This is a genomic window from Streptomyces ossamyceticus, assembly GCF_001418475.1.
GTDB classification, from domain to species: domain Bacteria; phylum Actinomycetota; class Actinomycetes; order Streptomycetales; family Streptomycetaceae; genus Streptomyces; species Streptomyces ossamyceticus.
In genome coordinates, this window is sequence record NZ_LIQX01000647.1 from 1 (window position 1) to 4,940 (window position 4,940).

A 4,940-nucleotide genomic window follows, 5' to 3' on the forward strand; every position below is an offset into this window, starting at 1 on the left:
GTGGGGGGGCGTGGGGCGGCGTCGGAGCGTGCGAGGCGGCACAGAAAGGAACAGAATCGTTCGGCATATCGCACAAGATCAGTCACTCCGAACGGCGAAAAGGTAAGGGCGCGCCCTCGGGAGGTCAACGGGTCCGACGAGATGGGAGAAAGCGATTTCCATCGCTCCTCGGTGCTCTGTTCGCGGGGCGGGCGCGGATTTCTGTTATCGGGTGGCGTCCCCGCCGTCTCCGAAGGCGTGCGTAGCCATATCCACAAGACAGCGGCAACCGCCGGAGCCCTGGCGGTCACCGCCCTGATGCTCGGTGCCCCGACCGCGACCGCCGCCCCCCGTGATGCGACCGCCGACGTGCTGGCGGGCCGGGACGTCCGGCTCGACGGCGACACGGTCGTGACCGTGCCACCGGGGAAGACGACCTACGACGGGACGTTCAGCGGCACCGGGACGCTCACCGTGCGGGGCACCGGGACCCTGATCCTCACCAGGGACAGCGAGTTCACCCTGCCCAAGTCCCGGCAGCGGCAGGTCGTCAAGACGCTCGGCGGCAACCACCCGTACGTCACGGTCACGAACCCCGACCCGCCGGCCGTGACCGTCGCGAGGGGCGCGACCCTCCAGTACGGGAACGGCGGCCGGACCGGGCTGATCGGGAACTTCCCGTACAACACGCCGGCGTTCCGGCTCAACCAGGACAACATCAGGGTCGACGGCACCCTGCGGCTGGCGTTGAAGGACGTCCAGTACAACCTGGGCACCATCAGCGGCTCGGGGCTGATCAGCCAGCCGAGGTTCCTCTGGGCCACCTGGGACCTGTCGGGCACCCACCCGTTCACCGGTGTCATCGACAACGGGACGCAGCTCAACGCGGGCGCCCCGGAGTACGCGACCTCGCTCCCCGGCGTACGCAAGATCCTCAACCAGGGCACCTGGACGGTGGACACACCCCTGGGGCAGACCGTCACTCAGGGCATGGACTTCTACCAGCGCGAGTACGGCAGCGACATCAACGTCCAGTCCCGGCCCGGCAGCAAGGTGATCCTCACGGGCCAGTACAGCTGGTCGAACCAGGGCGGGGACACCAACCCCTCGCTCAGTGACCCCGCCCTGAACTGGACGCCCGCGCGGAAGAACGTCAACAAGCGCGGCACCAACATCAAGGGCGCCAACGTCCAGTGGGGCGACGGCACCACGAACAAGATCTTCATGCCGGGCACCGCCGAGACGGTCTACATCAACCTCCTCGCCGCCCGCTCCCGCTCGCTGCTGACCTTCGACTACAACGGCCCGGTCACCCTGGGTGCCCCCATCGGCGGCGGCAGGTTCCACGACACCCTGTCCGCGCCCGGCGCGGGGGACATCGTCATCAAGGGCACGAAGGGCAACGACGTCACCTTCGCCGCCGTCCAGTACTACAACGGCTCGACGACGATCCAGAAGAACGCGGTGCTGCGGCTGGGCAGCGGAAAGCGGGGCGGCGACGGCGGGCTGTACACCAAGGGCGACCTGTACAAGGTCGTCGACGACGGCGCGCTGATCGTCCGGAACGTCGCCAAGCCCGTGACGCTGTCCAGGATCGCCGGCCGCGGCTCGTTCACCCAGTCCGGCGCCGCGACGACGACGCTGACGGGCAGCGGAGTGACGTACACGGGGCTGACGACCGTCACCAAGGGCACGCTCGCGCTCCGCTCGGGTGCCACCCTGGCGCGCAGCAAGGGGATCCGGCTCACCACGGCGGGCGCACGGCTCGACGTGGGCACGGCCGGGCTGACGGTGAACCGCTCCCTCTCCGGCAAGGGCACGGTGCGGGGCTCCGTGACCAACGCCGGCGCGGTCGTGGCGGGCCTGCGGGTGACCGGCGGCTACACCCAGACCGGGCGGGGCCGACTGGTGCTGCGCGAGCGGCCGTTGAAGGTGTCCGGGGCGGTACGGCTGGCGGGCGAGCTGGACTTCGCGGCCCTCGGCGCCGTCGGCGGCCCCGGCGAGATGGTCACCGTGATCGACCACACCGGCAAGGGCGGCGTCACCGGCACGTTCAAGGGTCTGCGCGAGGGCGCGAAGGTGAAGCTGGCCGACAACACCTACCGGATCAGCTACCGGGGTGGCGACGGCAACGACGTCGTGCTGACGGCGGCGAAGGCGTCCGCGTCGCCGAAGACCAGGTCCGCGGCGGACACCGGTACGGCCCCACAGGGCCCCGACACCCTGAACACGAGCGCCTCGGCCGACAGCGGGTTCAGCTGGTGGCCGTACGCCCTGGCCGTCGGTCTGCTCTGCGCCCTCGCCGTACCGATGAGCAGGCGCCGCGGCAGGAACCGCCGACGGGGAGGCGGCCGCCACGCGGCGACGGGCTGAGCCCGGCCTACGGCTGCACGTCGAGTCGCACGAGCGCACCGATCTCCACGAGCTGGTCCGGCAGCGCCAGGTCGGCGACGCCCATGACCGTGCTGGTGGGCCGGTGCCCCCCGAAGTACTCGGCGTGCAGCCGCGCCGTCGTGTCGAAGTTCTCCCGCAGGTTCCTCACCAACACCGTGGTCTCCACGATCTGGCTCCGCTCGGCCCCGAACTGCTTCAGCACCAGGTCGAGGTTCTCCAACGTGGTGCGGACCTGCGTTTCGAAGTCGTCCGCACCCACGAAGGTCCCGTCACGGTCGTGGGACAGCTGCCCCGACACGTAGACGGTGTCACCGACCTGCAGGGCCTGGCTGTACCCGTACAGCGCCTCCCACGGCATGCCGAAACCGAATGCCTCCGCCTGAGAACTCATGACTCACTCCCTGGAACGGTGCGGGACCGTCGGATGCGAACCGGCCCCTCGACGGCCGAAGTTAGCGTTTCGTCCGGACGACACGTGTCCGGCAGCGAAGGAGGTGTGTTCTCTGCGCGCACAGTTGGCAGGATCGGCCCATGAGCGAGCAGTCGGTGACCCTGACCAGGATCACGCCGGAGGACTGGCAGGCCGTCCACACGTGGGCCGGCCTGCCGGAGGCCTGCCGTTTCCAGCCCTGGGGTCCCAACACGGAGGAAGAGACACGCGCCTTCGTGACGGCGGCGGCCGGGGCCTGGTCGAGCACGCCCCGGCTCAGGTTCGCCCATGTGGCGCGCCTGGGTGACGACGTCGTGGGGATGGGCGAACTGCACATCCGCAACCGCAAGCACGGCCAGGGCGAGATCTCCTACGTCGTGCATCCGCGGGTGTGGGGCAGGGGCATCGGCACGGAGATCGGCCGCCTCCTTCTCGCGTACGGCTTCGCCGAGTTGGGGCTGCACCGGATCCACGCCACCTGTGACCCGCGGAACACCGGCTCGTCCCGCGTGTTGAGCAAGCTCGGCATGACCTACGAGGGCCATCTGCGCCACACCGCGCGAATCCGGGACGGCTGGCGGGACTCCCTGGTGTTCAGCGTGCTGGAGGAGGAATGGGGTGCGCGGGACGCAGCCGCCCGAGCCTAGTGCCGCGGCACTAGGCGACGGTGTCCGCGTCCTCGGGCGTCTCCTGCCGTCCTCGCAGCCACACGTAGACCGGGATGCCCGCGAAGAGGAACAGGGCGCCCTGGTAGACGGCCGCGTAGCCGGCGCCGGCGATCAGCCAGAAGGAGAAGGCGAAGGAGAGGCCGGCGACGATCAGGTCGCGGACCAGGCCGGCGGGGCGCACGCGCTCGCGGGTGCCGCGGGCCAGCCAGTACAGCTGGGCGGCGGCCGAGAGCAGGTACGGGACACAGCCGGTGAACGTGGTGATGAGGACGAGCACACGGAACGCGGTGTCCGGGTCGTCCGCGTAGTTCACGACGATGAGGATCGTGCCGAGGACCGCTGTGGCGAGGACGCCGAAGCCGGGCACCCCTCCCTTGCCGAGCCGGGCGAACGGCTTCGGGAAGAGACCGTCGCGGGCGGCGGCGTACGGCATCTGCGCGCTCAGCAGGATCCAGCCGTTGAGGCAGCCGACGATCGAGGCGACGGCGACCAGCGAGATCACGGTGCCGCCCCAGCTGCCGCCCGCGATCGAGTCCACGGCGTCGGCGAACGGGGCGCCCGACTCGATCAGTTCCTTGTGCGGGACGAGACCGAAGACGGCGACCGTACCGAGGATGTAGACCACGGCGGAGGCGACGGTGCCGAGAACGCTGGCGCGTCCCACGGTGCGCTCGGGGTCGCGGACCTCGCCGGCGCTCACGGCGGCCGACTCGACGCCGAGGAAGCTGTACAGGAGCAGGGCGGCGGAGGCGGCGATCGCGCCGGGGACGCTCTCCCCGGAGGCGTTGAACGGGCCGTAGTTGTCGGTGTCGATGAAGAACAGACCGATCGTGGCGACCAGCAGCAGCGGCACGAACTTCAGGACGGTCGAGACGACCTGCACCGCGCCGACGTAGCGGGTGCCCGCGAAGTTCGCGGCGGCCGGCAGCCACAGCGCGGCCAGGGCCACCAGGGCGAGGACGACCTTGCCGTCGCCCAGGGGTATCAGCACGTCGACGTAGCCGACGACGCCGACGGCGAGGGCCGCGATGCTGACCCAGCACATCGTCCAGTACGACCACGCCGACAGGAAGCCCGCGAAGGGGCCGAAGGCGTCGCGCGGGTAGACGTAGAGACCGCCGGTGACCGGGCTGCGCCGGGCCAGCCTCCCGAACAGCAGGGCCAGCAGCACGGCCGCCACGGAGAGGACGACGAACGCGACCAGGCTCACCGTGCCGTACGGGGCGACGGCGGCGGGGAGCGTGAAGATGCCGCCGCCGATGATGTTGCCCATGACGAGGGCGGTGGCCGCGGCGAGACCGAACTTGCGGCCGGCGGGTGCCAGGGCGGTGGCCGGCGCGGCACCGGCGTCGGCGGTCCGGGCGGCGGAGTCGCCCGCTTCGGGCCCGGCGGCCGGGGACGGCTCGGGCTCTGCGGCCTCGGGGGTGCTCGTGCTGCTCATGGCGGTTCCCTGGGGATGGGGAGGGGTG

4 protein-coding genes are annotated in these 4,940 nt (G+C 70.8%); 2 read left to right on the top strand and 2 right to left on the bottom strand.

Translation table 11 applies throughout. From position 1 onward, the window contains the following. Positions 1-237: 237 nt before the first annotated feature. Positions 238-2,352 carry a hypothetical protein gene (locus AOK15_RS35690; protein ID WP_055522552.1) on the top strand — a complete coding sequence of 705 codons (2,115 nt, stop codon included), beginning with the start codon at positions 238-240 and terminating at the stop codon, positions 2,350-2,352. A 7-nt stretch (positions 2,353-2,359) separates the two neighbouring features. Here AOK15_RS35690 and AOK15_RS35695 read toward each other — a convergent pair whose 3' ends face one another. Further along, positions 2,360-2,764 carry a RidA family protein gene (locus AOK15_RS35695; protein WP_055522554.1) on the bottom strand — a complete coding sequence of 135 codons (405 nt, stop codon included), beginning with the start codon at positions 2,762-2,764 and terminating at the stop codon, positions 2,360-2,362. Between the two features lie 140 nt (positions 2,765-2,904). Here AOK15_RS35695 and AOK15_RS35700 point away from each other — a divergent pair, with 140 nt between their 5' ends. Further along, the gene (locus AOK15_RS35700) at positions 2,905-3,450 is read left to right on the top strand and encodes a GNAT family N-acetyltransferase (RefSeq protein WP_055522557.1); all 546 of its coding nucleotides are present in this window, start codon (positions 2,905-2,907) and stop codon (positions 3,448-3,450) included. 10 nt (positions 3,451-3,460) lie between these two features. Here the strand turns inward: AOK15_RS35700 and AOK15_RS35705 are convergent, their stop codons facing one another. Next, the gene (locus AOK15_RS35705) at positions 3,461-4,912 is read right to left on the bottom strand and encodes an amino acid permease (protein WP_055522559.1); all 1,452 of its coding nucleotides are present in this window, start codon (positions 4,910-4,912) and stop codon (positions 3,461-3,463) included. Between the last annotated feature and the right edge of the window lie 28 nt (positions 4,913-4,940).

What these genes read in the sequence shown, in the direction of transcription:
- AOK15_RS35695 (WP_055522554.1), bottom strand. Translation starts at nt 2,764, where the DNA reads ATGAGTTCTCAGGCGGAGGCATTCGGTTTCGGCATGCCGTGGGAGGCG.
- AOK15_RS35700 (WP_055522557.1), top strand. Translation starts at nt 2,905, where the DNA reads ATGAGCGAGCAGTCGGTGACCCTGACCAGGATCACGCCGGAGGACTGG.
- AOK15_RS35705 (WP_055522559.1), bottom strand. Translation starts at nt 4,912, where the DNA reads ATGAGCAGCACGAGCACCCCCGAGGCCGCAGAGCCCGAGCCGTCCCCG.